This is a genomic window from Steroidobacteraceae bacterium (assembly GCA_041395505.1).
Lineage (GTDB): Bacteria > Pseudomonadota > Gammaproteobacteria > Steroidobacterales > Steroidobacteraceae > JAWLAG01.
In genome coordinates, this window is sequence record JAWLAG010000001.1 from 574,423 (window position 1) to 590,947 (window position 16,525).

A 16,525-nucleotide genomic window follows, 5' to 3' on the forward strand; every position below is an offset into this window, starting at 1 on the left:
CGAGGGAGTGATTCCATGAATGAAGCCGCGAAGGGAACTGCGACGGCATTGAGCCGACGCGAATTTCTCGAAGCAAGCCTGGCGGCCACGGGGGGGCTGGTGCTGCTCGCCTCGCTACCCGGTTGCAGCCGTAAGCCTGGCGACATCGCAACAACCAAGACCATCGAGAGCAATGCCTGGTTGCGCATCACCACCGACAATCGAATTCAATTTCTCTGCGATCGCTCGGAAATGGGGCAGGGCGTGTACACGGCGCTGACCATGCTGGTTGCCGAGGAACTCGGCGTCGTGCCCGAGGACATAGAGGTCGAATTTGCGCCGGCGGGTGCGGCGTATGTCAATGAATTGCTCGGCGGCCAGGTTACCGGCGGCAGCACCAGTGTTCGCGATGCCTGGGTGAAGTTGCGCACAGCCGCGGCGACAGCCCGGGTGCTGCTGGTGCAGGCCGCTGCCCAGAAATGGGCGGTTGATGCTGCAAGCCTGTCGGTGACTGAAAAATCAGTCGTCGGGCCAGACAATCGCCGCGCGACCTTCGGCGAGCTGGCGGAGGCGGCGGCGGCCCTCGAGCGGCCAGCCAATGTGCCACTCACCCCAGTGGACAAATACCGTATTCTCGGACGTGCGCGCGCACGACTCGATACTCCTGCAAAAGTCAACGGCGAGACGCGCTACGGGATCGATGTAGTCCTGCCTGGAATGAAGTTTGCGGCGCTGGCTCAGTCGCCGGCGCTGAAAGGGCGGGCGATTTCCGTCGACGACTCGCGCGCGAAGGGTATGCCCGGCGTCAGCCAGATCATCAATAGCGATTACGGCGTCATCGTGATCGCGGACAGCTGGTGGCGGGCGCGCAAGGCCCGCGACTCACTCGAGATCGAGTGGGCGGCAGGCCCGAACGGTGCGCTCGACAATGCCGCGATCGCAAGGCTGCTGCACGAAGGGCAAGGCGCGCCCGAACAGATTGCGCGGCAGGACGGCGATATCGCAGCCGCGATGCGAAAACCCAACCGGATTGTCAGTGCCGAGTATCAATTACCGCTGCTCGCCCATGCGACGCTCGAACCGCAAAATTGCACGGCCGACGTGCGCTCCGGCAAGTGCGACATCTATGCACCCACGCAGGTTCAGCAAGCGGCCCAGGCTATCGCGGCCAAGGCCGCTGGCCTACCTGAACAGGCCGTCGTCGTGCACACGACGTTCCTTGGCGGTGGATTCGGCAGGCGACTCGAGGTCGACTACATACCCGCTGCGGTTGTGGCATCCAAGGCGGTCGGCGCCCCGGTCAAGCTGCTCTGGACACGTGAAGATGACATGACCAACGACGCCTATCGCCCGCCAGCTGCGGACAAAGTATCCGCGGCGCTGGATCGAACCGGTCGTCCGCTCGCCTGGCATCTGGAATTGACAGGTCCTTCGATTACGGCGCGCGCGTTTCCGGCCGTAGTCGAGAAAATGATCGATCCGTTCGCAATTGAGGCCGCGGCCAATTATCCCTATGACGTCCCCAACGTACGCGTCAGCTATCGGCGCCAGGAAATCGGCATCGATGTCGGCTACTGGCGCTCGGTGAGCCATGCGCTCAATTGTTTCGTAGCCGAGAGTTTCATGGACGAACTGGCGGCAGCGGCTGGCGCCGACCCATTGCAATATCGCCGCTCGCTTCTCGACAAGCAGCCGCGTTATCGCGCGGTGCTTGACCGAGTAGCGGAATTGGCCGGATACGGACAGGTGAGCGCCGGGCACTTCCAGGGCATTGCGCTCATGGAAGGTTACGGCACCTATATGGCGCAGGTCGTCGAGATCTCCATGGATGGCGGCGATGTTCGCATCCATCGAATCGTCTGCGCGCTCGACTGTGGCGAAACCATCAATCCGGCAATCATCACCTCGCAGGTCGAAAGTTCCATTGTGTATGGCCTGTCAGCGGCGCTGTGGGGCGAGATCACGCTTCGCAACGGCAGGGTGCAGCAAACCAATTTCGACAACTATCGCGTGCTTCGGCTCAACGAAATGCCTGCTGTGGAGACGGATATTCTCCAAAGCCGCGAAGCGCCTGGAGGAATCGGTGAACCGGCGACCGCATTGATCGCGCCGGCGCTTTGCAACGCGTTGTATCGCGCTACCGGCAAGCGGCTGCGGTCCTTGCCGCTTGCCCGCCATGGCGTCGGGTTGAAAGTGTAGGTAGGAGCCGCAATCCTATAAGCAAAGGCAAGCATGGCCAACCTTGGTTACCCCTTGCCACGATGAGCCAGGACAATCAGGCAGGTCGAGCATGGATCACGAACAAATACGCAGGAAATTGCTGGCACGCCGGGCCGAATTGCAGCATCGCTCGAGCCGGGTCAAGGCCGACCTCAAGCACAGTAACGACCCGCTGGTCGCGGACTTTGCCGACCAGGCGACACAGCGCGAAAACGAAGATGTATTGAGCGCGATCGGCGAGTCTGCCGATGTGGAAATCGCCCAGTTGAACCAGGCGCTGCGCCGGCTCGAGGCCGGCGAATACGGCAGCTGTGTGAGCTGTGGCGCACAAATTGACGAGCGTCGCCTCGAGGTAGTCCCCTACGCAGACCGCTGCGCCAGGTGCGCGAGCTAGATGCTAGGCCGGGACCAGGATCGAAGCGATTTTCGCGCGTAGCTCGTCTAGGTTGAACGGCTTGTTGATTACCGGGAACCCGGCCGTATCTCCCTCTGCATAGCCGGTTTGCAGCAGGACGCGCGTCGCGGGCCACTGTTCAGCCACCCAGCGCGCAAGCTGGGCGCCGTCATCGGCGCTTTGCATGCGAACGTCGGAGAGCAGCAGATCGATCGTGAGGCCGTTTGTCAAAAGCGTGCGCGCTTCATCGGCATCGGCCGCAGCGCACACGTCGAATCCGAGCGCACGCAGCGAAATTGACAATACGCGACGAAGCTGGTCGTTGTCCTCGACCAACAGCACCGCCCTGCCATGGAAGTCGTTCATGACGCTGCCGCCGGAAAAAGCAGGGTTACCTTGGTACCGCGCGATGGCTCGCTGGCGATCAATACATCGCCGCCGGACTGTGTTACGAACCCGTGCACCATGCTGAGCCCAAGTCCGGATCCTGCGCTCTTGGTCGTGTAAAAAGGCTCCACGACGCGTGTGAGTTCCTCCGCCGCAATACCCTTGCCGTCGTCGGCCACTTCGATTGCAGCGTAGTCGCCCGGCGGGAGATTGACCCCGAGGCCGTCATCCGCGCCCAGGGTGCGGCGAGCGATGGATATCGTGACCATGCCATCCCTGCCTTCCAGGGCATCGGCACTGTTGGCGACGAGATTGATCAGCGCTGTCGTGAGCTGGGCCATGTCGACAGCGATGCTGGGCGAAGGCGATTCGATGTCGATGCGCACGCGCGCCCTGTTGCGACTGGCGCGCTCGAGCAATCCCTGCACTCCATGCATGTAATCGCCGAGGTCTACTTTGACTGGCGACTGGCTCTGCTGCCTCGCGAATGACAGCAGCTGCTGGCTGATCGAGCCGCCAGCGTCGGCAGCATGGGCGCAATCGCCGATAAGTGCCATGGCCTCGCCATCATGTGCTATTTCCGGTTTAAGGCGCAGGACATCGCAGGCCTGGCGCACGACGGTCATGAGGTTGTTGAAGTCGTGGGCTATGCCGCCCGTGAGCCGCCCGATCGACTCCAGCCTGTGATCGCGTTCCTGCCGCTCGATCTGTTCCTTCAGGCGTTGGGTGCGCGCAGCAATCTCCTCGGTCACCCGCCGTTCAGATGCCTGGCGAATGCGCTGGGCGTTGAGTCGCCACACCAGCAGTACCAGCAACAGCAGCAGGGAGATTACCAGTGCCAACAGGTTGCGCGTCGCCCGGTCACGCTGGGCCTGCAGTTGCGTCGAGGTTTCGCGCGATTTGAGCAGGGCAATTTCCCGATCCTTGAGCTCGGACTCCAGCTGTGCGCGGTTGAAGGCCAGCCGACCTTCGCTGCGGCGCCGCTCCACCAGCTCCTGCAGTTCGCGCGCGCGCGATTGCTCCGCGAAGGCGTCGCGGTAGCGGCCGGACGCCGCCAGCAGCGCGGCGTGTTCGATGAGCGCAGCGGCGTGCAGTTCCGGAAATGCTTCGGACTCGGTAATCAGCTGCGAGACATTTTCGAGAGCCGCTTCATGCTGGTTCGAAGCCGCCTGGATTTCGATCAGCAGTTTGTGCGCGAGACCGTGGCGAAACGGCATATTCGCCGCGGCCTGCATGGCGAGACGCGCCTGCTGTTCCGCGAGCGGATACTTGTCTTCCGCCAGCGCAAGTTCCGCGGCAGCGCGTCGCGCATCGGACAGGAAGCGATTGTCGAGATTCGCGACATCGCTTCCCAGGATACTGTTGATATGGCTTCGAGCCTGGGCAAACTGGCCAGCGCGCACTTCGCAGACGGCGAGCGCCGCGTTGATGATGGCATGGAGCTGCGGATTGGTTGCCTGAGCGCCGGTCTGGCTGGCCCGGGTGAGGCGCGCGTGCGCGGCGTCGCATTCACCCTGGCGTTGGTGCAACAGTCCGAGATTGGTTTCGACGATAGCCTGGAATTTTGGCCGACCGCTCTCCTGTGCGGCCTGCTCGGCTGCCGTGTAGTAGCGCGCGGCATCGTCGAATGCCGCCGAATTCTCGGCCAGCACACCCATGGAATTGAACGCTACTGCCGAGGCGTAATGGTTATTGGCCGCCTGGGCAATGCGTGCCGCCTCCAGCAATGGTCCCATGGCCTCGCCAATGCTTCCGGTCTCGAACTTGATCTGACCGATCAGCCGCAGCGCGTTGAATTGCGCCGAGGCATCGCCGGTCTGGCGCGCCAGACGCAAGGCATTGTCGCAATCGAGTTCCGCGATCGTCGACTTGGATAAACGATGCAGTGCGCGGCAACGCAGTGACAATGCGAGCGAGCGTTCGACGGGCTTGTCCCCGACGCGCGGATCATCAAGCAATTGTTCGGCGAGCCAGCGCAGCTCAGCTGCACTCAGGAGATCCTCGGAGCTCAGGAAAATAATGTGCTGGGCGCGTTCATCGAGGCTGGCATCCGAACGCAAGCGCTCGACCCATTGTTCACGGCTGGCATGTGCGCAGGGAAGGACAAACAAAAGCCCCAGGACCAGGCCTTGGCGCAGAAATCGCGCCATCAGGCACTGGTGCGGCGGCGCATGATGATCTCCTGCCATTGCCGCGGCCCGGTCTGGTGCACGGATTGGCCGGCGGCGTCCACGGCAACGGTGACCGGCATGTCGACTACATCGAACTCGTGAATCGCCTCCATGCCGAGATCGGCGAATGCGACCACTTTCGAGGCGCGGATTGCCCGCGATACCAGATAGGCGGCGCCGCCGACAGCCATCAGATACACGGCGCTATGCCGGCGAATACTGTCGATCGCCGCCGGCCCGCGCTCGGCCTTGCCCACCATGCCGATCAGGCCGGTACGCTCCAGCATCATGTCGGTGAATTTGTCCATGCGCGTGGCGGTCGTGGGACCTGCAGGTCCGACCACCTCATCGCGCACTGGATCAACCGGTCCGACGTAGTAGATGAAGCGATTGCGGAAATCGACGCCATCCGGCAAGGCATCGCCGCGCTCAAGCAGGTCCGCGATGCGCTTGTGCGCCGCATCCCGACCGGTGAGCATCTTGCCATTGAGTAGCAGGATCTCGCCCGGTCGCCAGGTTGCTATTTCGTCGCGACTGACCTTGGCCAGATCCACCCGCCTTGCATTCGGGCCGACTTCGTAGGCGATATCCGGCCAATGCGAGAGGTTCGGTGGTTGTTGCAGGGACGGGCCACGGCCGTCGAGAACAAAGTGGGCATGCCGCGTCGCGGCACAATTTGGAATCATGGCAACCGGTTTGTTGGCGGCGTGTGTCGGGTAGTCACGGATTTTCACGTCGAGTACCGTGGTGAGGCCGCCAAGTCCCTGCGCGCCGATGCCGAGGGCGTTGACCTTGTCATAGAGCGTCAGCCGGAGTTCCTCGAGCGCGTTGCGCGGGCCGCGCCGCGCAAGCTCCTGGATGTCGATCGGCTCCATGAGCGCTTCTTTGGCAAGCAGCATGGCTTTCTCGGCCGTGCCGCCAATTCCGATGCCGAGCATGCCGGGCGGACACCAGCCGGCGCCCATTTTGGGTATGGTTTCGATGACCCAATCGACGATGCTGTCGGACGGGTTCAGCATGACGAATTTCGACTTCGCTTCCGAGCCACCGCCTTTGGCCGCGACTTGAACGTCGACTTCATTGCCCGGCACGACGCTGACGTGAACGACGGCCGGCGTGTTGTCGCCGGTGTTGCGACGCGCACCGGCCGGATCGGCCAGTACCGAAGCGCGCAGCTTGTTGTCGGGGTCGAGGTATGCGCGGCGCACACCTTCGTTGACCATATCCTCGACGCTGAGTTTCGCCTGCCATTGAACGTCCATGCCGATGCGTACGAATGCGGTGACGATGCCCGTATCCTGGCAGATCGGCCGATGGCCCTGCGCGCACAGCCGGGAATTGGCCAGTATCTGCGCCATTGCGTCCTTGGCGGCCGGTGATTCCTCGCGTTGCCATGCGGCGTGTACCGCCTGGATGAAGTCGACCGGGTGATAGTAGGAGATGAACTGCAGCGCGTCGGCGACGCTATCGATGAAGTCCGTTTGCTTGATGATCGTCATAGGCCGTGCCTTGGAACGCAGCAGGAAAATATTCTATACGAACGGGCGCATCACCGCGCCTGGCGTTCCAGCGCCTCCGTCGCTTCCAGCCATTGTGTTTCGGCCGCATCGAGCTCGGCGCGCAGTCGCGCCTGCTCCTTCTGCAGTTCGAGCAGGCGTGCCCGTTGCGATGCCGCGTAGACATCCTGACTCGCGAGCTGCTGCTCGATCGCCATGAGTTCGCGACCGAGCGCATTGGTCCTGTCTTCGGCCTGCTGCTGAGCTTGGCGGAGCGGCCGCATATCCGCGCGCCTGCTGGCGGCAATGCGCCGCTGCTCGCGGCGACCGCCGCCTGCCGAAGCAGGGGCGGCGCCCTTGTTGTCCGATGCGGCACGTGCCAGCCACTGCGCATAGTCATCGAGATCGCCATCGAAGTCCTCGACCCGGGCATCGCGCACGATCAACAGCCGGTCGGCGACGCCGCGCAGCAAATGCCGGTCATGCGATACCACGACGACCGCGCCTGGATAATCCTGCAGCGCGATAGACAGGGCCTGGCGCATCTGCAAATCGAGGTGATTGGTCGGCTCATCCAGCAACAGCAGGTTGGGGCGCTTCGCGGCGAGGACGGCGAGCACGAGGCGCGCCTTCTCACCGCCTGAAAAATTGGCGATCGGCTCGAATACCCGCTCGTCGGTGAATCCGAATCGGCCAAGGAATGCCCGCTCCTCCTGCTCTTTGAGCGGCGCGCAGAATTCCGGCGCGATCCGCCGCAGTGTCTCGATAGACGTTGCCTCGCCGTCGAGCTGCTCGAGCTGGTGCTGGGCGAAATAGCCGACCTCGACCCCATCGGCCGCGAGCCGCGTGCCGCCAAGCGTCGCGAGCGAACCGCCGAGAAGCTTCATGAGTGTCGATTTGCCCGCGCCATTGCGTCCAAGCAGCGCGATCCGCTCGCCAGGGTAGATCGTCAACCCGACGCCGCGCAGTACCGGCCGACCGGAGTAACCGACGTAGGCATCGTCAAGCGTCATCAACGGCCGCGGCAATCGGTCCGGCGCCTGAAACGCGAATTCAAACGGCGAGTCCGCCTGCGCCGGCACGATCATCTGCATCTTCTCGAGCGTCCGCAGCCGGCTTTGCACTTGGCGTGCCTTGCTCGCCTTGGCACGGAAGCGCCTGACAAAATCCTCGATATGTGCAACCTGTCGCCGTTGTCGTAACGCGAGCGCGCGGTCACCGGCCAGTCGAGCCGCGCGCTGGGTTTCAAATGCGCTGTAGTTGCCGCGGTAGGTATCGATGCGACCGTGCTCGATTGCCAGGACACGTGTCGCAATGTTGTCCATGAATTCACGGTCGTGGCTGACCAGCAGCAGGCCTCCCTGGTAGTGACGCAACCAGTCCTCGAGCCAGATGATCGCATCCAGGTCGAGGTGATTGGTCGGCTCGTCGAGGAGCAGCAGCTGCGAGCGGCACATCAGTGTCCTCGCAATGGCGAGGCGCATGCGCCAACCACCCGAGAACGAAGCAAGCGGGCGCTCGATCTGGTCGGCGGCAAAGCCAAGGCCTCGCAGCAGCCGGGCCGCGCGGGCGTTGGCTGCATGGCCACCGATCTCCTCGAATCGCGCATGCCACTGCGCCAGCGCCACTCCGTCGGCATGTTCGAGCGAGCGCTCCACGGAGCGCAATTCCTCGTCGCCATCAATGACGAATTCGATTGCCGGTCTGTCGGTAATCTCCTGCTGCTGGGCGACATGCGCGAGCGCAATGCCGCCAGCGAGACTCACTTCGCCGCTATCGGCGTGAATTTCGCCGAGCACGAGCGACATCAGGCTCGACTTGCCGCTGCCATTGGCACCGACCAGGCCGACCTTTTCCCCGGGGTGAATCGTGAACGACGCGCCGCTGAACAGCTCCTTGGGGCCGCGGCGTAACGCGACGCCCGCAAAGCTAAGCATGGTCAGACCATGATGACGGATTCAGGAACGGTGTGTATGACTTCCGCGCCGCCTGCGCGAATCCACATGAGATCTTCGAGATGAATCGAACCGCCCATGCCGCTGTGCAAAACCGGGCAATCGACGCTGAGGATCATGTCTTCCTCGAGTGTCAGGGAGGCGATGCTGCGCGGTTCGAGCAGGCTCGATTGCGGGTGATCGGTGTGAAAGAGTCCAACGCTGTGTGGAGTGAAACTTACGTTCAGGTCGCTGCGACCCAGTTTCGCGAGCGTCGCGCGACCGATGCTGGCAACTTCGGTGAATCTCAGTCCGGGTCGCAGTTGCGCGCGGATTTCCTGCCAGCAGGTCGCGACGCTCGCGCACGCGCTTGCGATGAACCTCGGCGGCTCGCCGACGAACACCGTGCGGCCGAAGTCACCATGGTAATGCCCGCAGGTGCTGACGCAATCGATCGCAAACGCCATGCCGTCGGTTAGCGGATCATCGCGGTACTCCGTCGATGTCGTGTTGATGACCATGAACGTGCCGTGATTGCCGCGCGACGCCGCTTCGCTGAAGAAATTGTTGCGCAGCGCTCGGCTCGAACCGAGTTCACGTGTGCGGCGCACGGCCGCGAGCGCGGCGTCGATGTTTGCTTGCGCCGCAAACCGCATGATCTTCAGCTCCGTCGGCGATTTGGCGAGGCGGATTTCCCGCAGCACCGCTTCGCTATCGATTACAGCGGCTTGTGGTGCCGTCACCGCCAACATGGACCGCAGGGCTGGCAGGTCGATGCCGAGGCGAGCCTTCTCCAGCGACAATTTGCGCAACGCCTTGCGCAATGCCCAGTCGACACTTGCGCTGACCGGTTCGGCGGCAGCGAGCAGTTGCGACCGCTTTTTCTCGAGAGGCGTCAGTTGCGTTGCGTCGACGACGGGGAGCATGCGCGGCGGTTCTGCGGCGGGTTCGGCGTCCGTCTCCGCGACGCCCTTGGCCGGAGCGGAATAGGGAAATATCAATCGGCCGGAAAAAGACGACTCGGGCGAGTGGGTGTAATACCAGGAGAATGCCCCGAGAATCAGCGCCAACGGTCGCGCGGCATCGCGCGGCAGGATGGCGATGGCGGATTCCGTGAAACCCATGTTGTCGAGCTGTGGCCAGTGATTACTTGCGTAGTAAACGTTGGCTGGGCGCGTGAGCACCAGCGCGTCGAGGTTCTTCTCAGCCATGATACGCCGCGCCCGCGACTCGTTGAGTAGCGGTTCGTGGCTCAAGAAAGCGAGGTCGCTTGCCGTACTACCGCTCCTCGTTTCCGTATGGTTAGCTGCGGACAACGCAGCGTTGCGTGCGGCCAGGGCAGGGGCGACTGCCAGTCCGGAAACGATCTCCCGTCGAGTCATCATTGCGCATTGCCCTCGTTGGATCAGGCACGGACATGATGATAACGAGCGGTGGGCAGGCTTACCAGACAGCACTGCCCCGCGCGCTCGTGCGCGGGGCAGTGGCAGGGGAGCAGGGTTACTGGACCGTGATACGTCGCGGCGTCGGCTTGGTCGGCTGAATCTTCGCAATACGTACGGTCAGGATGCCGTCCTTGGATTCAGCGCGAACCTGCTCGCCATCCGCATTGTCGGGCAGCACCAGGCTGCGGGAGAACAAGCCGTGAAAACTCTCTTTGCGGTGAACCTTCTCGGCCTTGTCTTCTTTCTCGTAACGTCGCTCGCCGCGAATCGTCAGGAGATTCCCGTCGAGGGTTACGTGCACGTCGTCTTTCTTGACGGCCGGCAGCTCGGCGCGAACGACATACTCGGCATCGGTTTCGCTCACATCGACGCTTGGCGTCCATTCGACAGCCTGGTCTGCGGCCGCAGTGGCGCCTCGGCCGAGGTAGGCCGGAAATGCCCGGTTGAACAACTCATCAAATGCCCCAAAGGGCTCCCAGCGCACAATGGCCATGACTTCCTCCAGATATCCACCCTGGACGGCACCGTGCCGCCCGCGTAATACCGATCTGGGGTTGCCGGAGCGCAATTCAAGGGTGGCCGAGTGCGTAGATTCCGCAGGCCGGTGGGGTTTTGGCGCAGACCCGCAGTGAGCAGTTATCCCTGCAGTAGAATCGCGACATGCGCATCGCGAGTCGTATTGGCATTGCCCTGCTCGTTGCCGCCGGGGTTGCCTTCCTTGCCTGGCAACGCTGGGCACCGACGCGCGTCAATACGACGCTGCCTGAGCGGGGTACGGCGGTCGACGCGGTCTACGCGACCGGACTCGTCGAGCCGACACTCGAGATCCGCATCGCGCCGCGCGCCGCGGGGCGCCTCGTGAGTCTCGCGGTGGATGAGGGCGATCGCGTGAACAAGGGTCAGGTGCTCGCCCGGCTCGAGGACGAGGATCAGCGGTCGGCAGTTGCAGAACTCGAGGCGCGTGCCGATTACGCGCGAGGTGTTTTCGAGCGCAACAAGGAGTTGCGGGCCACGGGGCTGATTTCGAAGGATAGCCTCGATCGCACCAATGCCGACTACGAAGCCGCCAAGGCAACACTCAATCGGGCCCGCGAGCAACTGCGTTACCTGACACTGACTGCACCGGCGGCTGGCACCATCATCCGGCGCGATGGCGAGATCGGTGAGTACATTCCCGTCAATACCACGCTCTTTTATATGGCGGGCTCGACTTCACTGCGTGTTACCGCCGATGTCGACGAAGAAGATCTGCCAAGACTTCAGGTGGGCCAGAAGGTCCTGCTGCGGGCAGATGCCTTCGCGCAACAGGTGTTTGCCGCGGCCGTAAGCGAGATCACACCGCGCGGGGATCCCGTGGCGCGCTCCTATCGCGTGCGAATCGCGCTCGGCGACGACACGCCGCTACGCATTGGTATGACCGCCGAGGCAAATATCATCGTCGGTGAACGCAGCAATGCAATGCTGGTTCCGGCCACGTCGGTATTGAACGATCATGTCTTCGTCGTCCTCGACGGGCGCGCAAGGTCGCGCGCCGTGCAAGTCGGTGTTCGCGGTCCCGACAAGCTCGAAATACTCGAGGGCCTGAAAGACAAGGAACGCATCGTCGTCGCACCGGATGAAAACCTGCGGGACGGCGCGCGGGTGCGTCATGCCGCGGGGGCAACCGCCGCGCCATGAACCTGCTGCTGCAGATCGCCTGGTCGCATCTGCGTAGCCGGCGTCGCCAGAGCATCGTATCCCTGCTCGGGGTCGTACTGGGCGTGGCATTCTTTCTCGCCGTCTCGTCGCTGATGCGCGGATCTGAGCGCGACCTCATTCGCCGGTTGGTCGATACTGCGCCGCATATCACGCTCTATGATGAATATCGCAACGCGCAGCCTCAGCCCGCACGCGTTGCAAACCCTGATGCCGCCGTAGCGATACGCGGTGTCAAACCACGGGCGGAGCGCCGCGGCATTCGCCAGTACAAACGCAAGCTGGGCGCGATCGCGGCAATGCAGGGCGTGGAGGCGGCGCCGATCCTGCTCGGACAGGTGATTTTCAGTTTCGCCGCGCGCGATGAAGCCGTGTCGATATCCGGCATCGAACCGGCACGCATGCATCATGTCAGCAGTATTGTCGAGGACATGGTGAGCGGCACGATCGATGCAGTGGATGTGAATCCGAGCGGCATCATCATCGGCACCGGACTCGCCCGCAAACTGAGCCTGGCGATGAACGATACGGTCACCGTCGTTGCGCCGAACGGGAACCTGCGCGCCATGAAAATCGTCGGTCTGTTCGAGACCGGCAACTCGGGGTACGACGAAACCCAGACCTTCGCGCAATTGACGCGCGTGCAGGCGCTTTTGAACAGGCCGAATATCGCCAACCGCATCGTCATGCGCCTGACCGATCCGTATCGCGCGAGGGCGGTGGCGACTGCAATCGAAAACAGCACCGGCTACAAGGCTGTGTCCTGGCAGGAGGCGAGCAAGGATCTGCTCGATGCGCTCGCCGTGCGCAATGTCATCATGTACTCGGTTGTCAGTGCGATACTGATTGTCGCCTGCTTCGGCATCTACAACGTGATCTCCACGGTGGTGCTCGAGAAGACACGTGATATAGCGATCCTCAAGTCCATGGGCTTTCACGCTCAGGACATACGGCGCATCTTCCTGGTCGAGGGTGCGCTGATCGGGCTCGGCGGCAGCATCGTTGGCACGGCGCTCGGTGCGGCGATGATGCGTGTCCTCGACAATGTCACCATCAAACCGCCGGGTTCGAGCGAGGCCATCACGCTGCCGCTTTACTGGGGTGCGGACCAGTTCTTGCTCGCGGCAGCTTTCGCCATCGCATCGGCCGTGCTGGCGGCCTATCTGCCAGCGCGCAAGGGTGGTCGCGTGCAGCCGGTCGACATCCTGCGGGGCGCCGCATGAGTTCGCTCCTCGTTGCCGAGAACATCACCCGCACGCTCGATCTCGAGGTTCCTGTGACCCTGGTTCGTGATGTAAACGTGAGAATAGATGCGGGCGAATTCGTGGTGATACACGGGCCATCTGGCTCGGGAAAATCCTCGCTCCTCTACCTGCTCGGCCTGCTCGATACGCCGACATCGGGGCGCATGCTGCTCGATGGCGAGGATGTCAGCGGTTTCAATGAGGATCAATTGGCGACCACCCGGCTGCGCAGACTCGGATTCGTGTTCCAGTTTCACTTCCTGTTGAACGAATTCTCGGCGTTGGAGAACGTCAATCTGCCGATGCGCCGCCTGGCACGACTGACCCGCACGGCGCAGGACCAGCGCGCGATGCAGTTGTTGGCGGACCTCGGGCTGGCAGAACATGCGCACAAACGCCCGTCACAATTGTCGGGCGGGCAACGCCAGCGCGTTGCGATAGCGCGCGCGCTCGCCAATGACCCGGCCCTGATTCTCGCCGATGAGCCGACTGGCGCGCTCGATACGAAGTCGAGCGCCAATGTGCGCGATATTCTCCGCGACCTCGCGACGACACAGAAGCGAAGCATCGTCGCCGTGACGCACGATCTCGAATTCGCCCGCGCAGCGGACCGACGCATCGAGATCGTCGACGGGCGGATCGTCAATTGAGAGCGCCGAGCCTGGAAATCAGGCGGCTTGCAGACCCAGCAACTCGGAGGTCGTGGCCTTGAGCTTGAGCGCGTCGGCGGGTTTTGCGAGGAGGCGAACACCTGGCGGCACACCGCCAAGGGCGTCGATTTCCCCGTCGGTCGCGGTAGATACCACGACGACGCGCGGCGCGGGTTGCAGAGTGTCGACTGCGCGACGCAGGAGTTCGAGTCCGTCGACTCCGGGCATATGAATGTCCGTGATCAGCAGGTCGGGGCGCTGGCTGCCGAGCAGCAATGCGGCATCGCAGCCATTGTCTGTGGTCTGGACGGTGGCTTCGGGGAACCATGCATTGAGCGCCGCCTGGTACAGGTCGCGCAGCATGGGATCGTTCTCCACCACCAGTATGCTGCGTGGTCCAGGTGCGATTCCGGGTGCATGCTCACCGCGCGCAGCGAGCATGGCATCGACCGATGCCCTGGCAATACGGCGATGACCGCCGGCGGTCTTCCACGCGCTCAGCCTGTTGGCTTCGACCCAAAGCTGAACCGTGCGTACGGATACGCCAAGTGCTCGCGCCGCCTCGACGGTCGTCAGGTATTCGTCGTTCGAACTGCGCCTGGGCATGGATGTATTATCGATTTCGATGTTCCGAACCTGATTCATTTAGCGGCGCGACGTGGGGAAAACTTTATTCCTGCACCGCGCCTATCCACTGGAGAAACGTGATGGGTGCCGCACATCCTTGGCTTGAACTGTCAAATTGGCCGAAGCAGGAGCTGCCGCGTGAAGAGCTCGAGCGTCGGATAGAACGATGCCTGACCTTGACCAATCTCGGCGTATTGGCAACGTCCGGGCGCGACGGACCCATTGCGAGCCCGGTGGAGTTCTATGCGGACCGGCTGGATGTCTACATTTTTCCACAGCCCAATAGCCCCAAGCTGAAGGCCATGCAACGTGATCCGCGTGTCTGCTTTGCCGTTGCGAATCCGATGGCGGGCTGGGCATCGGCACAGGGTGCGCAGATCTTCGGTGAGGCCGAGCTCCTCGAACCCGATAGCGCCGGCTGGCAGCACGGAATGAACATATTCCGTTGGCCAGCCTCGGCGTTCGAGATTGGTCGGCCACTGGATGGTCCGCCGCGCGGCACCCTGATGCGCCTTGCGCCCCGGCGTATCGTCTACACCGAGCATTTCCTGCGCCGCGACGGTTTTGCCCCGCGCCAGATCTGGCGGCCATCCTAGAATTGCGAATTGCGACAGCCGCTGCCCGCTGCCCTTGTCGCTCGGGGGGAGTAGTATGGCGCCATCGCAGGGACAGGCGGCGGAGGTGGTACCGTGGTGAGATCAGGATGGCCGGCAGTGCTGGCCAGTGTCGTGATGATCGGCGGCTGCGGCGGTGGTGGTGGGGGCGGAGTCACCGGCAATCCGGGTGGCATTACCTACACGCCAGGCCAGTTCCAACCCTATGCAAGCTTCGCTGCGCAATGCGCGAATCCGCGCACGGGCGTAAGTCCGGTCACCGGGCGGGCCTACCCCGATCGCGCCGGATCGTTGCTCGCGGAGAATAATTTCCTGCGCTCCTGGACCAATGACCTGTACCTGTGGTTCGGCGAGGTCACTGACCAGAATCCCGCGAATTTCACTTCCGCGCTGGATTATTTCGATGTGTTGAAGACCAACGCCACGACGGCGTCGGGCCGCCCGAAGGACAACTTCCATTTCACGCTGACGACAGCCGAATGGGAAGCCCTGGCGGCATCGGGCGAGTCGGCCGGTTACGGCGTACAGTGGGCGTTGATTCGCGCCTCGCCGCCGCGCCAGGTGGTGGTTGCCTACCGAGAGCCAGGCGTGAGTGCACCACCGCTGTCGCGCGGCGAGGAAATCATCGTCGCGGACGGTGTCGATGTCATCAATGGCGGCACCCAGGCCAATGTCGACACCTTGAACGCCGCGTTCTTTCCCGCCGGTGCCGGCGAGACGCACAATTTTACGGTGCGGGCACTCGACGGCTCGACTCGCGATATCACCTTGCAGTCGGCCATCATCACCACCGATCCGGTACCCGCTGCAAACGTGCTGCCCGGAACCGGTGGCCAGGTTGGCTACATCCTGTTCAACGATCACATCGCCACGTCAGAACAAAAGCTCGTTGACGGAGTCACCTTTCTGCGTGACCAGGGCGTCAGCGATCTGGTGCTCGACCTGCGCTACAACGGCGGTGGCTTCCTCGACATCGCCGCTGAGATGGCCTACATGATCGCCGGACCCGCGCGCACCGCATCCAAGGCTTTCGAACGCACGCAATTCAACAGCAAGCATCCGACCACCAATCCGGTTACCGGGGCGCCACTCGATCCGGTGCCATTCCATAGTGTTGGCCAGGGATTCACGGTCGTCCAGGGCCAGGCGCTGCCGACCTTGAACCTCGGCCGCGTATTCGTGCTGACTGGTCCCGGCACCTGTTCGGCGAGCGAGTCCATCATCAACGGTCTGCGCGGCGCGGATGTCGAGGTGGTGCAGATTGGTTCCACGACTTGCGGCAAGCCCTATGGTTTCTACCCCGAGGACAACTGCGGCACGACCTACTTCTCCATCCAGTTCCAGGGCGTGAATCAAAAGAATTTCGGCTCCTACAGCGACGGTTTTTCGCCGTCGCCGACGGCGACCGGCACCGATGCCAATGTGCTCGGCTGCGCCGTAGCGGACGATTTCACCCACGAACTGGGTGATGTGACCGAAGGACGCCTGAGCACCGCGTTGGCTTGGCGAGCCGCGGGCGGCGGCTGTCCAGCGCCGGCGCGCCAGGCCAAGGCGGGCGGTTTCGCATCCGCGTTGGCAGCCGTCGATGGGATCACGCCCAAGTCGCCGGCGCGGCAGATACGCATCATGCGTCGCGATGCGGGCAGCGGGGAGCCTTGAGATAGCCTGC

The 16,525-nt window shown here is 63.0% G+C and carries 14 protein-coding genes; 7 read left to right on the forward strand and 7 right to left on the reverse strand.

The genetic code is table 11. The features are described from left to right. Window positions 1–15 precede the first annotated feature (15 nt). Both R3E77_02665 and R3E77_02670 read left to right on the forward strand, forming a co-directional pair. Window positions 16–2,178 carry a molybdopterin cofactor-binding domain-containing protein gene (locus R3E77_02665; protein ID MEZ5498313.1) on the forward strand — a complete coding sequence of 721 codons (2,163 nt, stop codon included), beginning with the start codon at window positions 16–18 and terminating at the stop codon, window positions 2,176–2,178. Between the two features lie 91 nt (window positions 2,179–2,269). Then, window positions 2,270–2,593 (forward strand): TraR/DksA family transcriptional regulator, encoded by a 324-nt coding sequence (locus R3E77_02670; protein ID MEZ5498314.1) that lies wholly within the window; start codon window positions 2,270–2,272, stop codon window positions 2,591–2,593. Between the two features lie 3 nt (window positions 2,594–2,596). On the opposite strand, the gene R3E77_02675 is transcribed toward R3E77_02670, so the two are convergent. From R3E77_02675 to R3E77_02700, 6 genes are all read right to left on the reverse strand, one after another. Then, the gene (locus tag R3E77_02675; GenBank protein ID MEZ5498315.1) at window positions 2,597–2,959 is read right to left on the reverse strand and encodes a response regulator; all 363 of its coding nucleotides are present in this window, start codon (window positions 2,957–2,959) and stop codon (window positions 2,597–2,599) included. Then, window positions 2,956–5,169, reverse strand: coding sequence for an ATP-binding protein (locus R3E77_02680; protein MEZ5498316.1), 2,214 nt, complete (start codon window positions 5,167–5,169; stop codon window positions 2,956–2,958). Before R3E77_02680 ends, R3E77_02675 begins: the two co-directional genes overlap by 4 nt. Next, the gene (locus R3E77_02685; GenBank protein ID MEZ5498317.1) at window positions 5,130–6,650 is read right to left on the reverse strand and encodes a fumarate hydratase; all 1,521 of its coding nucleotides are present in this window, start codon (window positions 6,648–6,650) and stop codon (window positions 5,130–5,132) included. The genes R3E77_02680 and R3E77_02685 overlap by 40 nt, the downstream gene beginning before the upstream one ends. Window positions 6,651–6,700: 50 nt before the next feature. Beyond that, the gene (locus R3E77_02690) at window positions 6,701–8,584 is read right to left on the reverse strand and encodes an ATP-binding cassette domain-containing protein (protein ID MEZ5498318.1); all 1,884 of its coding nucleotides are present in this window, start codon (window positions 8,582–8,584) and stop codon (window positions 6,701–6,703) included. Between the two features lie 2 nt (window positions 8,585–8,586). Then, window positions 8,587–9,966: a M24 family metallopeptidase gene (locus R3E77_02695; protein ID MEZ5498319.1), complete on the reverse strand. Its 1,380-nt coding sequence runs from the start codon at window positions 9,964–9,966 to the stop codon at window positions 8,587–8,589. A gap of 115 nt (window positions 9,967–10,081) precedes the next feature. After that, window positions 10,082–10,519, reverse strand: a complete 438-nt coding sequence (locus R3E77_02700) for an Hsp20/alpha crystallin family protein (GenBank protein MEZ5498320.1) — start codon at window positions 10,517–10,519, stop codon at window positions 10,082–10,084. A 167-nt stretch (window positions 10,520–10,686) separates the two neighbouring features. Here R3E77_02700 and R3E77_02705 point away from each other — a divergent pair, with 167 nt between their 5' ends. The 3 genes from R3E77_02705 to R3E77_02715 are packed head-to-tail and all read left to right on the forward strand — an operon-like array spanning window position 10,687 to window position 13,615. Next, window positions 10,687–11,703, forward strand: coding sequence for an efflux RND transporter periplasmic adaptor subunit (locus tag R3E77_02705; GenBank protein MEZ5498321.1), 1,017 nt, complete (start codon window positions 10,687–10,689; stop codon window positions 11,701–11,703). Next, complete coding sequence (locus R3E77_02710) at window positions 11,700–12,944, forward strand: ABC transporter permease (protein ID MEZ5498322.1); 1,245 nt, start codon at window positions 11,700–11,702, stop codon at window positions 12,942–12,944. The genes R3E77_02705 and R3E77_02710 overlap by 4 nt, the downstream gene beginning before the upstream one ends. Then, complete coding sequence (locus tag R3E77_02715) at window positions 12,941–13,615, forward strand: ABC transporter ATP-binding protein (protein ID MEZ5498323.1); 675 nt, start codon at window positions 12,941–12,943, stop codon at window positions 13,613–13,615. Before R3E77_02710 ends, R3E77_02715 begins: the two co-directional genes overlap by 4 nt. Window positions 13,616–13,633: 18 nt before the next feature. Here the strand turns inward: R3E77_02715 and R3E77_02720 are convergent, their stop codons facing one another. Further along, window positions 13,634–14,221 carry a response regulator gene (locus R3E77_02720; GenBank protein ID MEZ5498324.1) on the reverse strand — a complete coding sequence of 196 codons (588 nt, stop codon included), beginning with the start codon at window positions 14,219–14,221 and terminating at the stop codon, window positions 13,634–13,636. A gap of 101 nt (window positions 14,222–14,322) precedes the next feature. On the opposite strand from R3E77_02720, the gene R3E77_02725 reads away from it, so the two are divergent. Both R3E77_02725 and R3E77_02730 read left to right on the forward strand, forming a co-directional pair. Then, window positions 14,323–14,838 (forward strand): pyridoxamine 5'-phosphate oxidase family protein, encoded by a 516-nt coding sequence (locus R3E77_02725; GenBank protein MEZ5498325.1) that lies wholly within the window; start codon window positions 14,323–14,325, stop codon window positions 14,836–14,838. Between the two features lie 96 nt (window positions 14,839–14,934). Then, window positions 14,935–16,515, forward strand: coding sequence for a S41 family peptidase (locus R3E77_02730; protein MEZ5498326.1), 1,581 nt, complete (start codon window positions 14,935–14,937; stop codon window positions 16,513–16,515). The last annotated feature ends 10 nt before the right edge of the window (window positions 16,516–16,525 follow it).